We start from the raw sequence: 13,889 nt of genomic DNA, 5'->3' as shown, positions 1-13,889 counted from the left end.
CTATCTCACCAGAAAAAATGGAAAGGATAAATATGCTGAAGTATTAATTGCCGCTGATCTAAAAAGCTGAAAATTGAAGTTTTTTCAGTCGGGATCAGGAATTCTTTTGTTGAAGAATATGCAGAAACTACATAATCCGAAAAACCGCTGAAATTTTCTTCTGAAGCGATATGTTCTGAAGAAATAATTTCAAAAAATATCACTGCCTGCTGATTTTGATCAGCCTGCAAATAATCATAGTTTCGGGAGTCGAGATCTACAACCGGTGCGGAAAAAGCAAAAACTTTATTACCGGTGCTGTTTAAAATCAGCCCGAGTAATAAAGTTATAATATAGAAATTCCGGTTTTTCATAAAGCAACCACCCACAATTATATTACTGGGCAGTAATTTGATAAAAAAAAGTTTCACTTATCAATCTGAAAATTTCAGTTTTATCTAACAGGCAAAATTAGCTAAAAATCAGATTCAAAAATGATAAATTTTACTCAGTAATTGAGATTTAACTATTCCGGTTTTTTACGAAATCAATTTCACAGCGTCTTTTGCGAAATAACTGGCTATCATTGAGGCCCCGGCGCGTTTTATAGCGGTTAATTGTTCTATAACCACTGCATCGTGATCTAACCAGCCTTTTTCAGCCGCAGCTTTAATCATTGAATACTCGCCGCTTACCTGGTAAACCGCAATTGGAATATTTATTTCATTTCTTAGGTCGCGAACAATATCGAGGTAACACAATCCCGGTTTGACCATTACGATATCGGCTCCTTCTTCAATATCCATCAAGGTTTCTTTAACCGCTTCTTCCCGGTTGGCGGGATCCATTTGGTAAGTTTTTTTATCCTTCGGAATATTTTCGGCATCTACAGGAGCAGAATCCAATGCATCCCGAAATGGACCGTAGAATGCAGAAGCATATTTGGCGCTGTAACTCATAATCCCGGTTTCGTGAAATCCTTCGTCTTCCAGCAGGCTGCGCATTTCAAAAATACGGCCGTCCATCATATCACTGGGAGCGAGAATATCGGCACCGGCTTTGGCGTGAGAAAGCCCCATTTCAGCTAAAATTGCCGTTGTATCATCATTGATTATTTTCCCTCCTGAAACAATTCCATCGTGCCCGTAAGCCGAATATGGATCCAGCGCAACATCAGTCATCACCAACATTTCCGGAACCACATTTTTAACGGCTCTAATAGCTCGCTGCATTAGTCCGTCGTTATTTAAAGCTTCCGTTCCGGCATTATCTTTCAGGTTATCGGGAACTTTTACAAATAACAAAATCGATTTTATACCAAGACTCCAAAGCTCTTTAACTTCCTTTTCCAATAGATCCAGGCTAAACCGAAAATAATCCGGCATAGAAGTAATTTCTTCCTTTTTATTTTTTCCTTCAACCACAAAAAGCGGTGCAATAAAATCGTTAGGAGTAATTGCGGTTTCCCGCACCAGGCTACGCATTGCTTCGCTGGTTCTTAATCTTCTATTTCTTCTTAGTGGATACATAATTTTCAGTTTTCGGTTCTCATTAAATCAGTTTTTGGTTAAACCCAATTTCTTGGTTTTTCCAACACTTTTAATAGTTTTTCTTCTTCACTGCCAGGTTCGGGATGGTGGTCGTAAACCCATTGCACATGGGGCGGAAGGCTCATTAAAATACTCTCAATCCTGCCATTGGTTTTTAAACCGAAAAGCGTGCCTTTATCGTGCACTAAATTGAATTCAACATATCTGCCACGCCGTATTTCCTGCCAGGTTCGGTTTTCTTGAGAATATTCAAGATTTTTACGTTTTTCAACAATTGGTGCATAAGCTTCCAGGAAACTGTCGCCAACTTCGATTACGAAATCATACCAATTTTCTATACTTTTTTCTTCCGAGTCTTTTAAATAATCAAAGAATAATCCGCCGATTCCCCGGGCTTCGTTGCGGTGAGAATTCCAGAAATATTCATCGCATTTTTGCTTGTATTCCGGGTAAAATTCCGGAGAATGCTTACCGCAGGCATTTTTAGAAACCTGGTGAAAATGAATCGCATCTTCTTCAAATAAATAATATGGCGTAAGGTCCTGCCCGCCGCCAAACCACTGGTCTAAAACAGTACCGGTTTTATCATACATTTCAAAATAGCGCCAGTTGGCGTGTACCGTGGGCACCATTGGATTTTTAGGGTGGATCACCAAACTGAGTCCGCAAGCAAAAAAATCTACATCACCGACTTTAAAATATTTTTGCATTGCCGGTGCGAGAGGGCCGTGTACCGCCGAAATATTTACCCCGCCTTTTTCAAAAACAGCTCCATTTTCTATAACCCGGGTTCTGCCACCACCACCTTCTTCACGTTCCCATAGATCTTGCTGAAATTGTGCGCTGCCGTCTATTTCTTCCAGTTTTGAACAGATGGTGTCCTGTAAATTTTCAATGTATTTATAAAATTGATCTCTCATTTTTAATCTTCAATATAAACGAGTTCGTTCTGAATACTTTCTGGCATTTTCTCTTCAGTAATCTTTATTGCCTGCTGCATTTTTTGCTGAAGAAGACTTATAATTTCTTGGGTTGAATTTTCTTCCCCCGTGAAAATCTGCTGCCCGATTCGGTTGTTATGTAAATCCATTGCTTTTGCCAGCTTTTGGTTGGGCGAAAGCTTTTCGTGTAAACCGGTGATGTGATCGCCCCAGTTTCTAACGACTTCCGCAGAACCTGAAATGGTATAACACTTTTTGCAAATCAAGTAGTTCCACAGCGCGTGTCTAAAGGCGTTTTCTTTTCCGTTGTTGTGATGTTCTTCTGCATAGAATTCATCGCAAATTTTTATGGTTTGAATTGTAGCATTGTACGTTGGAAAAATATAACGCGGGTTTTTCATAAAAACTTTAGAAACCGAAAACAGTTCCTTAAAATTCATATTTTTAATCCGCGCCCAAACTGCCATTACTAGGTTTTATATTCCTTTACTGCATCTACAAAAGCTTTGGCGTTTTCTACCGGAATATCAGGTAAAATGCCGTGACCAAGATTTACGATATATTGGTCTTTTCCAAATTCATTGATCATTTGGGTTACCATTTTCTTGATCTCAGCCGGTGGGGAATATAACCTTGCGGGATCGAAATTACCTTGCAGTGTAATTCTTCCGCCACTTAAATATCGGGCATTTCTGGCACTTAAAGTCCAGTCTACTCCCAAAGCTGAAGCACCTGAATTTGCCATTTCGTGAAGGGCAAACCAGCAGCCTTTTCCAAAGGCGATTACCGGAATTTCATCTTTTAAAGCGTCAATTATTTGCTGAATGTATTTCCAGGAAAACTCCTGATAATCTACAGGGCTCAGCATTCCGCCCCAGGAATCGAAAATTTGTACAGCATCTACCCCGGCTGCAACTTTAGCTTTCAGGTAAGCGATCGTGGTATCGGTTATTTTTTGCAATAATTGGTGGGCTGCTACGGGATTGGTAAAACAAAACTTTTTAGCGATATCAAAATTTTTGGATCCCTGACCCTGTACCGCATAACATAAGATAGTCCACGGGGAGCCTGCAAAACCAATTAGCGGAACTTCGTTATTCAATTCCTGTTTGGTCAGTTTAATGGCATCCATTACGTAGCCAAGAGTCTCGTCTATATCGGGAACAATCACGTTGTCCACGTCTTTGGCTGTACGGATTGGATTAGGCAACCACGGGCCAACTCCCGGTTTCATTTCCACTTCAATATTCATAGCCTGTGGAATCACCAAAATATCGCTAAAAAGAATGGCCGCATCGGTGCCTACCTGGTGGATTGGCATCACTGTGATTTCTGTAGCGAGTTCTGGAGTTCTGCAGCGGGTGAAAAAGTCGTATTTTTCTTTAAGCTTCATAAAATCGGGGAGATATCGGCCTGCCTGACGCATCATCCAAACCGGCGGGCGTTCTACTGTTTCTCCTTTTAAAGCTTTTAGAAATAAATCGTTTTTTATCATTTTTTAAAATATTTCACCACCTGTACGATCACATTTTCAATTGAAGGTTGGGTGGCGGTTATTATATTGTTTGTATATTTTTTGGCTTCTGCAGCAGTTGTTTTTCCTATGCAAAAAGCGGTAGAATCTTTTAGTCGATTTTTATCAGTAAAACTTTGTACCGCACTGGGGCTAAAAAATAAAATTCCGTCAAATTCCTGGGAAAATGACCTGGGATTTAATAAGGTTTTATAAACTTCAATTTCAGTAAATTCAATTTTATTCTTTTTCAAGATTTCGGGAATATCATCTCTTCTTTTATTTCCACAGAAAAAAATAAAGCTTTCTTCAGAATAATTCTGAACAATTATTCCGGCTAAATCTTTTCCGTAGTCGGCGATTTCCTGAATATGAAATCCGTTTTCGTTGGCTAAGTCTGCGGTTTTTTCTCCTACACAAAAACAATTTTCAATCTGAACTTTTCCTGAAACCGCATTTACAGAGTTTTTACTGGTAAAAATGGCGTTTTTTATCTTTTCTGAAGGAAGCTTAAAATAGGTGACTTCAATTGTGATCGCATTATGTTCCACCAAACTCAAACCAGAATTCAGAAACAATTGTTTCTGGGGTTTACTGAGTTTTTTAGTTGAAAGAATGCTTTTCATTCATAAAATTTTTAGATGAAAATCAGCCTTCGGTATTGATTTTGGCTTTAATTTCCTGCATCAATTTTGCACCGCCATTCTGGAGGATTTCTTCAGCGCATCGTCTGCCAAAATTCTCAATTTCATTTATAAAAACTGTTTTTTCAACGACAATTTTTTCTTTTCCGTCTAAACTAAAAAGTGCGCCTTTAAAGTAAATAAGATCTTTATCTACCGTCGCCAAAGCTCCAATTGGCGCGGTGCAACCACCTTCTAAAACCTTTAAAAACTCCCGTTCAATATGTACGGTGATTTCAGATTCTTTATGATTTAAAAGTGCCAGAGCTTTCTGTGTAAATTCATCTTCTTCCATCGCTACCACGAGCATTGCGCCCTGGGCCGGTGCGGGAATCATCCAGTTGAGATCTAAAAAATTTTCTGGCTTTAATGCAATACGTTCCAGTCCGGCAGCGGCGAAAATAGCCCCATTCCAGTTGTTATCGTCTAACTTTTTCATTCGGGTGTTTACGTTTCCGCGTAAATCCACCACTTTATGGGTAGGATATTTATTAAGCCATTGGGCTTTACGGCGCAAACTTCCGGTAGCAACAGTACCATCGCTTTCCAGAAAATTCAGGCCTTTATGAATAAGAATATCTTTGGTATTGGCACGTTTTAAAACGGCAGCTTCTACTATTCCTTTGGGAAGTGCCGTTGGCACGTCTTTCATAGAATGTACGGCAATATCAATATTACCTTTAATCATCGCTACATCTAGGGTTTTGGTGAAAATCCCGGTAATGCCCATCTCGTAAAGCGGCTGATCTAAATTTAGGTCTCCCGTAGATTTAACGGGAATTAATTCGGTTTTATGCCCGGCCTTTTCAAGCGCGTTTTGCACTGTTTTTGCCTGCCAAAGTGCGAGTTCGCTATCTCTGGTGCCAATGCGAATTACTTTGCTCATTTTACCTGTTCTTCAAGCTGAAATACTTTCTGAATCAATTCCAGGCTTTCATCGGTAGTGGTTGAATCTCCTTTTAAATGATTAGCAAAGTGTTTCATTATTTTTTGAATAATCCTGTCGCTCACAATTTCGGCCTGCTCATCGTTGAAATCTGAAATTTTTCTGCGCTGAAAATCAAGTTCAGCATCTTTCATACTCCTAAGCTTTTTCTTTAAAGCTTTTATGGTAGGTGCAAATTTTCGGGTTTCCAGCCATTTATTAAAATCGGTTTCTACCTCTTTAATAATAGCTTCTGCGTCTGGAATAAACTGTTTTCTACGTTCTAAATTCTGATCGGTAATTTTTGAAAGCTGATCCAGGTGAACTAGTTTTACATTAAGCAAATGCGCCACGTCTTCTGAAACATTCTTTGGTATAGAAAGGTCTAAAACCAGCAAATCTTTGTTAGAATAAATCAATTCTTTTGAAATAGTAGGGTTTTGTGCCCCAGTAGCCACAATTAGAATATCGGTATTTCTAATTTCTGCCTGTAAATCGGCGTAATCTTTTACGATAAGGTTGAATTTACCCGCAATTTTTTCCGCTTTGTCTTTGGTACGGTTAATAAGGGTAATATGTTCGTTTTGGGTATGTTTTATAAGATTTTCACAGGTATTTCTTCCAATTTTACCTGTTCCAAAAAGCAAAATATTTTTATCTGTAACGTTGGGAACGTTATCTAAAATATATTGAACCGAAGCAAAAGACACCGATGTGGCGCCAGTAGAAATTTCGGTTTCATTTTTAATACGTTTACTGGCTTGTATTACGGCATTCACCAGTCTTTCTAAAAAAGCATTTACCAATCCATATTTTTTGGACCGGGTAAAAGCAACTTTTAACTGACTAATAATTTCAAAATCGCCTAGAATCTGACTGTCTAAGCCGGTGCCCACTCTAAACATGTGCGAGATTGCCTGCTTATTTTTATGTACGTAAGCCACTTTTTCAAACTCTTCTACGGTGCCATGGGTATGTTCACACAGTAATTTAATAAGTTGAAAAGGGTGTTGTGCAAATCCGTAAATTTCGGTGCGGTTACAGGTGGAGGTTACCAGGATGGCATCAATACCTTCATCTTTAGCTTGCTTAAGCAAGCCATTTTTAGCTTCTTCGTTTAAACTAAAATGTCCTCTTATCTCTGCATCAGCCTTTTTGTAGCTAAGACCTATGGTGTAAAAATGTTTTCCGCTTGCAATATGATAATCTTCCATGAACCTATTTAGGGTATTCGGGACAAAATTAAACTAATCCTAAACCAAAAAGTAACGCTCAAAGTACTTTTTGTATCGCTTTCAGTTATTTTAGGTTTTTTATAACTTTAAAAAATAGTAAATACTTACTTTTGCAGTAGTGATAGTCGGTTTGGAGTAATTAGTTTAGAATTATTCTAAATAGACTTAAAATCAAAAAAATGATCTTAGAAGATAAAAATAACGCTGTAGGATTTACTGAGGAGCTGAAAATTGAAGATGGTTTTTATCTTTTAAAGTTTCAAAATGAAACTACTGAGGATCAGAAAATTATTAGGAATATAGATAGCAGCTTTATCCAGTTTCATTTCAATTTAAAAGGCGGAAGCAAGTTTTTGTTCAATAATAACAAATATGAACTTCCGCTTAATGGAGAAAGTTCTTTGCTGCTGTACAATCCGCAGCAGGATTTGCCCTTAAATTTGGTGTTGGAGCCAAATTCCTGGTTAATTTCATTGGTAATTTCTATTAAAAAATTCCATTCCCTTTTTTCGCAGGAAGCCGGTTATATTACTTTTTTAAGTGCTGATAATAAGGATAAAAAATATTATAAAGATGCACCAATTTCACCATCTATGGCCATTGTGCTCAACCAGGTGATGAATTTTAACCTTACTCCAAGTATTAAAAATCTCTATTTTAAAGGGAAGGCTTACGAATTGTTAAGTTTATATTTTAACAGGACCGAAGACCCAAATGTAGAACAATGTCCTTTTCTTAGTGACGAAGAAAATATTATTAAAATAAGAAAAGCTAAGGATATTGTAATTTCCAGGATGGCCGAGCCGCCTTCGCTTCAGGAATTATCAGATGAAATTGGGTTAAGTCTTAAAAAGCTTAAAGAAGGGTTTAAACAAATTTATGGCGATTCGGTGTACAGTTTCCTTTTCGACTATAAAATGGAATATGCCAGGAAGCTTTTAGATAGTGGTGATTATAATGTAAACGAAGTTGGTTTAAAAGTGGGTTACAGCACCGCAAGTCATTTTATTGCTGCTTTTAAGAAAAAATTCGGCACCACTCCCAAGAAGTATATTATGTCTTTAACTTCAAATTCTTAGAATTATGTTTAAAAAATTTGTTGCAATTTATATTCTCATCTTCTTCGGTTTAAATTCTGGATATACCCAGGAAACTGAAAATGAAGACGAGAAAGATAAAAAAGAGATTCTTGTTTTTTATAAAACCGATGGCTTCTGGCACGAATCTATTCCCACAGGAAGAACTTTTATCGAAGATCTTGGCGAAGATCACGATTTTAAAGTCACCTCTACTAAAGATTCCGACGATTTTCACAGGGATGACCTGAAAGGTTATGATTTAGTAGTTTTTCTAAACACTACGGGAAATGTTTTTGATGAAAAAGAACAGGAAGGTTTTAAGAATTATATAGAAAACGGCGGTAATTTCTTCGGAATTCACGCTGCAGCAGATACCGAAGAGGATTGGCCGTGGTTCGTAGAATTAGTTGGGGGTTATTTTGACGGGCACCCGGAAGTTCAACAAGCTGAGATAAAATTGAATATGCCTGATCATCCCGCGGTTTCTCATTTACCCAAAGTTTGGACCAGAACCGATGAATGGTATAATTACATCAACCTAAATCCTGAAATGGAAGTGCTTTTGTATCTTGATGAGAATTCGTACGAAGGTGGCACTAACGGTGAGGAACACCCCATTGCCTGGTTTAGGGAAACTGGCCACGGTGGCGTTTCAATTTATACCGGTTTGGGACATACCATTCAGTCTTATATTGAGCCATCGTTTCAGGAGCATATTTTGAAATCGATTTTATTTGCTTTAGGAGAAGAAAAATAGATGCTCTATTGAGGTATAAAAAACAGTAATGAGTAATTGAAATTCACCGGGACAAATAGTCTTATTTTTGAACTGAAACCTATTTAATGGCAGAAATAGCTTTATACCGGGAAAATAATTAGCCTGTTTAGAATTCCTGAAACAAAGTGGGGTTTTCAACAGAAGAAAAAGAAAAAATATGAGTAAAGGCGTATTATTGGTTAATTTGGGCTCTCCAAAAAGCACCGATCCTAAAGATGTAAAAGAATACCTTGATGAATTTTTAATGGACGAACGTGTAATTGACGTTCCATATTGGGCCAGGGTTCTTTTGGTAAGAGGAATTGTGTTAAATACAAGACCGAAAAAGTCGGCTGAAGCTTACCAGAAAATATGGTGGGACGAGGGTTCGCCGCTAATTGTTTTATCAGAACGTCTTCAGGATAAAATGGATAAAAATACCTCTGTGCCAATCGCTTTGGCTATGCGCTATGGAGAACCAAACATTAAATCTGGCCTGCAGGAATTACACGATAAAGGGGTAGATGAAGTTTTACTTTTTCCATTGTATCCTCAGTTCGCAATGGCCACTACAGAAACTATTTTAGTTTTAGCCGAAGAGCTTAGGAAGAAACATTTTCCCAAAATGCAATTCACCACAATGCCGCCTTTCTATAATCACTCCGATTATATTCGGGTATTAGCTGAAAGTATTTCAGAAAAATTAAAAGGAGTGGATTTTCAGCATTTATTGTTTTCCTATCACGGTGTTCCCGAGCGACATATTAGAAAAAGCGATGTTACAAAATCCCATTGTAAAATTGATGGAAGTTGTTGCCAAACGGCTTCAGCAGCACATCAGTTTTGCTATCGTCACCAATGTTTTGAAACTACCAGGCTTGTTGCCGAATATTTAGAATTGAAGGAAAATTCATATAGCGTTTCCTTTCAATCCCGTTTGGGATTCGACCCGTGGTTGCAACCTTATACCGATAGAACCATAGAACGTTTTGGAAAACAGGGAATGAAAAAACTGGCCATTGTAACTCCAGCTTTTGTTTCAGATTGCCTGGAAACTTTAGAGGAAATTGCAATGGAAGGTGAAGAAATCTTTCACGAAGTTGGCGGTAAAGAATTCACTGTAGTTCCCTGCCTAAACGATCGTGACGATTGGGTGAATGTACTTTCCCGTTGGGTAGACGAATGGGCGTACCAAAAGCCCGTTAAAGCATAATGGCCTCGGTGAATTCTCGAAATCTCGGAGAAAAACCAATAGGTAAATTACTTGTACAGCAAGCGGCTCCGGCTTCGGTAGGAATCCTGGTAATGTCGCTCAATATTTTAATCGATACCATTTTCGTAGGAAACTGGATTGGCTCTACGGCAATCGCAGCGATAAATGTGGTGCTTCCGGTTTCGTTTTTTATAGCTGCCCTTGGGATGGCCATAGGTATTGGAGGTTCTTCAATAATATCGAGAGCACTGGGCGCCGATGATCGAAAAAAAGCGCTTAAAACCTTCGGAAACCAGATAAGCCTTACGCTAATTCTTACCGTAGGTTTAGTAATTATCGGACTTCTATTTGTGGATTCACTTATTCCCGCATTTGGCGGAAAAGGCGATATTTTTGAACCGGCAAAAGTTTACTATACCATTGTTCTGTATGGCGTACCTTTCCTGGCGCTGTGTATGATGGGGAATACGGTGATTCGTGCCGAGGGCAAACCAAAATTCGCAATGATCGCGATGATAATTCCCTCGGTAGCAAACTTAGTTTTAGATTATATTTTTATCAACCAAATGGGACTTGGGATGTGGGGCGCGGCCTGGGCCACCACGGCTTCTTATCTTTTTTGCTTTGCGTACATATTCTGGTTTTTTCTTTCAAAAAATTCTGAACTTAGAATTAGTTTACCAGATTTTGGTCTTAATAAAACAATTCTGCAAGAAATTAGTTCCCTTGGCTTTGTTACTTTATCCAGACAGGCCGTAGTAAGTGTAATTTACCTGCTTATGAATAATATTTTATTCGATCTTGGCGGGGAAGATGCTGTAGCAATTTATGCAATTATCGCCCGAATGCTCATGTTTGCTTTGTTCCCGGTATTGGGGGTTACCCAGGGATTTTTGCCAATTGCCGGATTTAATTATGGCGCAGAAAAATATCAAAGGGTTCGCAAAAGTATTAATACCGCTATCTTATATGCCTGCGGATTGGGTTTATTGGTTTTTAGCGGAATTATGTTCTTTTCTGATGAAATTGTACGCATTTTTACTAAAAATCCAACGATTATTACCGAAACTCCCGCTGCGATGCGCTGGGTTTTTGCCGCAACACCTATTGTAGCGATTCAGCTTATTGGTGCTGCTTATTTTCAAGCCGTTGGCAAAGCAGTGCCGGCCTTATTACTTACTTTATCAAGACAGGGGTTCTTTTTTATCCCGCTAATTTTAATTCTTCCCTATTATTTCGGGGAAATCGGTGTTTGGATTTCATTTCCTATAGCTGATTTGCTTTCTACGCTGCTTACCGCATATTTTTTAAACCGGGAAATGAGGTTAAAATTAAAACCAAAAACCTCCTGATAATTCTTCCGAAGAAAAATTCATAAATCGCTATCTTTGTTGGAAAGCTGAAAATACATGGATATAAATGCTTTAAAAATAGAACTAATTCAAAAAATTATTGCGTGCAAAGAAATCGCTTTGCTGAAGCAGATTGAAGAATTCTTGCTGGAAGTAAATGTTAAAGAACCGGGAGAAGATTATGAGGTAGAAAGCCTTAAAAACTTGCTATCTAAAGAGCAGCTTGAAGAACTGGACCGTCGTTTGGAGGCGTATAAAAATGGTACGTCAGAAGCAATTCCGTGGGAGGAGGCGAAGAGGGAAATTGAAAAGAAATAAGGGTTTTAGACTGAAAATAGACTCTTCAGCCCAAGTGGATTTGAAAATTGCGATTGATTGGTATAAAGCCCAACAAATAGGGTTAGGAAAGCGTTTTTTAGATGATTTTGAAACCACATTGATCCGAATTCAATCTAATCCTTATATGTTTCGATTGGAAGGTAATTATAAAAATACTCTCCTTGATATTTTTCCGTATATAGTGATTTTTGAAATAGAGGATCAGGAAATTATAATTCTGGCCGTCTTCAACACCCATCAAAATCCAACCAAAAAAACCATAATCTGTGATAGAATATTACCAGTACATAAAAGCTTTACATCTTATTTTTGTAATCACCTGGTTTGCCGGGCTATTTTATATTCCGCGTTTATTTATATATCATATAGAAGCTACTCAAAAACCTGAACCCGATAAAAGCATACTGGCCAGCCAGTTTAAGTTGATGACTAAAAGGTTGTGGTTTATAATTACCTGGCCCTCGGCTATTTTAGCGAGTTTATTTGCTTTTCTTTTGCTTCATTTAGCTCCGGGCTGGCTTTCGCAAGACTGGATGCTGGTAAAATTGGGCTTTGTTGTTTTGCTATATGCCTATCATATTAAATGTCATCTCATTTTTAAAGAGCTTCAAAATGATGTGGTAAAATGGACATCCAATCAAATGAGGTTATGGAACGAAGGTTCTACATTAATCCTCTTCGCGGTTATTTTTTTAGTGATTGTAAAGGATGCCATAAACTGGATTTACGGAGTTTTAGGAATATTTCTATTGGCAGGAATGCTTATGCTGGGAATTAAAATGTATAAGCGAATTAGAACTAAAAACCCCGATGCCTGATTGGTGTGATAATTGATTAATTTGCACTAATAATCATTTATGAAGCTTTCAAAACTTTCATTAAGTACCCGCATTTTTATCTCCATGATTCTTTTGGTGTTGGGAGCTTCGATTTTAATTGTGGGTATCACGATTTATCAGTACAAACTGGAAGCCGAAAACTATCACCGCGAACGCCTGGATAGAAAGGAACAGGCTATTAGGGAAAATATAAAGTTTATTCTTGCCAGTACCACATATCTGATCAATACCGAGAATATTGATATGATTTTTGGGGAGCGGAATAAGATTCACGAAATGGCCCAGGTGCACGAGATGCAAATTAATATTTATGATTTTCAGGGTCGGCTTTTAATAAAATCCGATCAGTCTTTTTTCAGGGATACCACAGATAATCAGCTGGACAAGGACATTCTTAGAAAACTGGAACGCTCAGAAAGCAAACGGTATATTGAGAAAACCGAAGTTAACGGTCAAAAATTTCAATCTTCATATACTTATATTTTAGATAAAAAATTTAAACCCCTGGCCATACTTTATCTTCCCTATGTTCAGGATGATACGGTTTTAAATCGAGATTTGAATAATTTCCTTTTAAGGATGCTGGAGGTGTATTTGTTTATGCTTGCCTTGGCGATTATTATGTCTTATTTTCTTTCAAAATATATCACGAAATCCCTTAAAATTATTTCAGATAAAATTACCGAAACCCGCTTGGATAAGCGAAATCAGAAGATAGATATCAGTAATGCTTCTGAAGAGATTTATACCCTCGTGGCTGCATATAATAGTATGATAGACGAGTTGGAAGAAAGTGCGGTAAAATTGGCTGCCGGTGAAAGGGAACAGGCCTGGCGGGAAATGGCCAAACAGGTGGCTCACGAGATTAAAAATCCGTTAACCCCAATGCGCTTAAGCGTACAAAGTTTTGAACGGAATTTTGATAGAAACGATCCCGAAATTGAAGCAAAAGTAGCCGAATATTCTACCACACTTATCAATCAAATAGACACGATGAGTTCTATTGCTGAAGCTTTTTCGAACTTCGCAAAAATGCCCGCTCAGCAAAACGAAATGCTTAATGTTCCAAAAATTGTGAAACTGGCACTTGATATTTTTAATGAAGATTATATTCAGTTTTCCAGTGAAAAAGATGAAATCCTGGCCAAATTTGATAGAACACAACTTATTCGGGTAATTACCAACCTGGTGAAGAACGCCATTCAAGCAATGGACGGCCAGAAAAATCCGCGTATTATGGTAAGTATCCACGAAGAAGCATCAGATGTTTTTGTGATTATTTCAGATAATGGTGCGGGGATTTCCGAAGAAAATATAGAGAAGGTTTTTGAACCTAAATTTACTACGAAATCAAGCGGAATGGGTCTGGGCCTCGCAATGGTAAAGAATATTGTGGAAACTTATAACGGAAGTATTACCTTTACTTCTAAGCTTGGAAAAGGCACTACTTTTAAGCTGCGTTTTCCTAAATAATAAAGAACGAA

At 38.0% G+C, this 13,889-nt stretch carries 16 protein-coding genes; 8 read left to right on the top strand and 8 right to left on the bottom strand.

The window, feature by feature from the left end:
• Positions 1-5: 5 nt before the first annotated feature.
• The 8 genes from B5X53_RS01005 to hemA all read right to left on the bottom strand — a co-directional run bounded on the left by B5X53_RS01005 (position 6) and on the right by hemA (position 6,805).
• The gene (locus B5X53_RS01005) at positions 6-410 is read right to left on the bottom strand and encodes a hypothetical protein (protein ID WP_079711359.1); all 405 of its coding nucleotides are present in this window, start codon (positions 408-410) and stop codon (positions 6-8) included.
• A gap of 108 nt (positions 411-518) precedes the next feature.
• Positions 519-1,508 carry a porphobilinogen synthase gene (hemB, locus tag B5X53_RS01000; protein WP_079711358.1) on the bottom strand — a complete coding sequence of 330 codons (990 nt, stop codon included), beginning with the start codon at positions 1,506-1,508 and terminating at the stop codon, positions 519-521.
• A gap of 38 nt (positions 1,509-1,546) precedes the next feature.
• Positions 1,547-2,449 (bottom strand): oxygen-dependent coproporphyrinogen oxidase, encoded by a 903-nt coding sequence (hemF, locus tag B5X53_RS00995; protein WP_079711357.1) that lies wholly within the window; start codon positions 2,447-2,449, stop codon positions 1,547-1,549.
• A gap of 2 nt (positions 2,450-2,451) precedes the next feature.
• Positions 2,452-2,910, bottom strand: coding sequence for a DUF6973 domain-containing protein (locus B5X53_RS00990; RefSeq protein WP_143533228.1), 459 nt, complete (start codon positions 2,908-2,910; stop codon positions 2,452-2,454).
• A 29-nt stretch (positions 2,911-2,939) separates the two neighbouring features.
• The gene (gene hemE, locus B5X53_RS00985; protein ID WP_079711355.1) at positions 2,940-3,965 is read right to left on the bottom strand and encodes a uroporphyrinogen decarboxylase; all 1,026 of its coding nucleotides are present in this window, start codon (positions 3,963-3,965) and stop codon (positions 2,940-2,942) included.
• A complete protein-coding gene (locus B5X53_RS00980) occupies positions 3,962-4,609 on the bottom strand; it encodes a uroporphyrinogen-III synthase (RefSeq protein ID WP_079711354.1) in 648 nt (215 codons plus the stop codon). Before B5X53_RS00980 ends, hemE begins: the two co-directional genes overlap by 4 nt.
• 22 nt (positions 4,610-4,631) lie before the next feature.
• Positions 4,632-5,552 carry a hydroxymethylbilane synthase gene (hemC, locus tag B5X53_RS00975; protein WP_079711353.1) on the bottom strand — a complete coding sequence of 307 codons (921 nt, stop codon included), beginning with the start codon at positions 5,550-5,552 and terminating at the stop codon, positions 4,632-4,634.
• A complete protein-coding gene (gene hemA / locus B5X53_RS00970) occupies positions 5,549-6,805 on the bottom strand; it encodes a glutamyl-tRNA reductase (protein ID WP_079711352.1) in 1,257 nt (418 codons plus the stop codon). The genes hemC and hemA overlap by 4 nt, the downstream gene beginning before the upstream one ends.
• A 200-nt stretch (positions 6,806-7,005) precedes the next feature.
• Between hemA and B5X53_RS00965 the strand changes: the two genes are divergently transcribed.
• The 8 genes from B5X53_RS00965 to B5X53_RS00930 all read left to right on the top strand — a co-directional run bounded on the left by B5X53_RS00965 (position 7,006) and on the right by B5X53_RS00930 (position 13,878).
• Complete coding sequence (locus B5X53_RS00965; protein WP_079711351.1) at positions 7,006-7,905, top strand: AraC family transcriptional regulator; 900 nt, start codon at positions 7,006-7,008, stop codon at positions 7,903-7,905.
• Between the two features lie 4 nt (positions 7,906-7,909).
• Positions 7,910-8,662, top strand: a complete 753-nt coding sequence (locus B5X53_RS00960) for a ThuA domain-containing protein (protein ID WP_079711350.1) — start codon at positions 7,910-7,912, stop codon at positions 8,660-8,662.
• A 178-nt stretch (positions 8,663-8,840) separates the two neighbouring features.
• Positions 8,841-9,875 carry a ferrochelatase gene (gene hemH, locus B5X53_RS00955; protein ID WP_079711349.1) on the top strand — a complete coding sequence of 345 codons (1,035 nt, stop codon included), beginning with the start codon at positions 8,841-8,843 and terminating at the stop codon, positions 9,873-9,875.
• The gene (locus B5X53_RS00950) at positions 9,875-11,227 is read left to right on the top strand and encodes an MATE family efflux transporter (protein WP_079711348.1); all 1,353 of its coding nucleotides are present in this window, start codon (positions 9,875-9,877) and stop codon (positions 11,225-11,227) included. The genes hemH and B5X53_RS00950 overlap by 1 nt, the downstream gene beginning before the upstream one ends.
• 57 nt (positions 11,228-11,284) lie before the next feature.
• A complete protein-coding gene (locus tag B5X53_RS00945; protein ID WP_079711347.1) occupies positions 11,285-11,545 on the top strand; it encodes an addiction module protein in 261 nt (86 codons plus the stop codon).
• Positions 11,487-11,954, top strand: a complete 468-nt coding sequence (locus B5X53_RS19575) for a type II toxin-antitoxin system RelE/ParE family toxin (protein ID WP_079711346.1) — start codon at positions 11,487-11,489, stop codon at positions 11,952-11,954. Before B5X53_RS00945 ends, B5X53_RS19575 begins: the two co-directional genes overlap by 59 nt.
• Positions 11,836-12,384, top strand: coding sequence for a CopD family protein (locus B5X53_RS00935; protein ID WP_079711710.1), 549 nt, complete (start codon positions 11,836-11,838; stop codon positions 12,382-12,384). The genes B5X53_RS19575 and B5X53_RS00935 overlap by 119 nt, the downstream gene beginning before the upstream one ends.
• Positions 12,385-12,423: 39 nt before the next feature.
• On the top strand, positions 12,424-13,878 hold the full coding sequence (locus tag B5X53_RS00930) for a sensor histidine kinase (RefSeq protein WP_079711345.1): 1,455 nt from the start codon (positions 12,424-12,426) through the stop codon (positions 13,876-13,878).
• Positions 13,879-13,889: the final 11 nt, after the last annotated feature.

It is taken from the genome of Salegentibacter salinarum, assembly GCF_900168115.1.
GTDB classification, from domain to species: Bacteria; Bacteroidota; Bacteroidia; order Flavobacteriales; family Flavobacteriaceae; genus Salegentibacter; species Salegentibacter salinarum.
This window is presented reverse-complemented; position numbering and strand designations above follow the sequence as displayed.